The sequence below is a fragment of the Bifidobacterium jacchi genome (genome assembly GCF_009078285.1).
Taxonomy (GTDB): domain Bacteria; phylum Actinomycetota; class Actinomycetes; order Actinomycetales; family Bifidobacteriaceae; genus Bifidobacterium; species Bifidobacterium jacchi.
Map to the genome: position 1 here is coordinate 23,501 of NZ_RQSP01000014.1, position 1,199 is coordinate 24,699.

Below are 1,199 nucleotides of genomic sequence, written 5' to 3' on the forward strand. Positions count from 1 at the left end.
ACGACGACAGCGACGATACCGACGACGCCAACAATAGCGGATCGAACGATGACGACGACGTTGATGACGCCAATGACGACACGTCCGATGACTCAAACAACGACTCGGACGATAACGACGACGATAACGACGACGATAACGACTCGGACGATAACGACGATGCTGATGATCAGAACGATGACGACAGCGACGACGATCAGGACGACAGCAACGACTCTGACGACGATACCGATGACGATCGCAATGACGACTGAGTCCTGAGCGCGAGACGCACAAGCACTCGCGCGCTCTGATCTATCTCTTCCACAGCGCGCTCCTGCGCAAGAGATTCTCCAAGGGACCAGAACCTTCGAGATTATCTTGCGCAGGAGCGCGTCTTCGCGCAAGGTTGTCTCGAAATCAACGGCCACTTCGGCCACTTCGAGAAAACCTTGCGCAAACCGATCCCGACTGTTGGCTCGGCCTGGCGTGATACCTGTTCGGCCTCGTAATTGGTTGAGTGGCGCTGGCTCCCTCTGGCTCCCTCTGACGTAGGGACTGTCAGCAAAGCTGACTAAGGGAGAGACAAAAGCTGAACCCCTCATTTATTTGCGAGACGGACCACTAGCCCAGTCACACCCGTGACCCTCTTCAGACATCGTAATCACCGCAAGCTGTACTCGGATCGTCTACGAACGACCATGCGGATCGCTGCGAATTGTCACGCGGCGACAAAACGGACGAAAAACACGCCGCGTGACAACCAACGAGCAGCCATCACTGTGCCGCATAATCACAGAACGGCGGAATTCCAATGATCCGGAACCAAGCTGAGCCAAGCCGAACCGGAGCCGTCTGCCACGAGATACAAAAAACAGGCAAAATGACGCCGCGTGACAGATCGACAGATCGATCACCTTCCGAGCGCAGCCCCACCGCAGCCAGCAGAGGCCGGCAAAGGCATTGCCTCGCGGGAAACAAAAAAGGACCGCCACTGGCGGTCCTTTTAACTGTGGAGCTAAGGGGATTCGAACCCCTGACCCTCTCCATGCCATGGAGATGCGCTACCAGCTGCGCTATAGCCCCGAACATAACCTGCGTTGTCTCTCGCAAGTCGTGGGTGATGTAGGAATCGAACCTACGACCCCTTCCGTGTGAAGGAAGTGCGCTAGCCGCTGCGCCAATCACCCGATCGCTGCCGGCTGGGAGGCCTAAACCTC

1 protein-coding gene and 2 tRNA genes are annotated in these 1,199 nt (G+C 56.7%); 1 reads left to right on the forward strand and 2 read right to left on the reverse strand.

The window, feature by feature from the left end:
• Positions 1–254: hypothetical protein (locus EHS19_RS10755; protein ID WP_175578325.1), on the forward strand; the 254-nt coding region annotated here is incomplete at its 5' end.
• A gap of 738 nt (positions 255–992) precedes the next feature.
• Here the strand turns inward: EHS19_RS10755 and EHS19_RS05340 are convergent.
• Positions 993–1,065 (reverse strand) — tRNA-Ala (locus tag EHS19_RS05340).
• Positions 1,066–1,096: 31 nt separating this feature from the next.
• Positions 1,097–1,169 (reverse strand) — tRNA-Val (locus tag EHS19_RS05345).
• Positions 1,170–1,199: the final 30 nt, after the last annotated feature.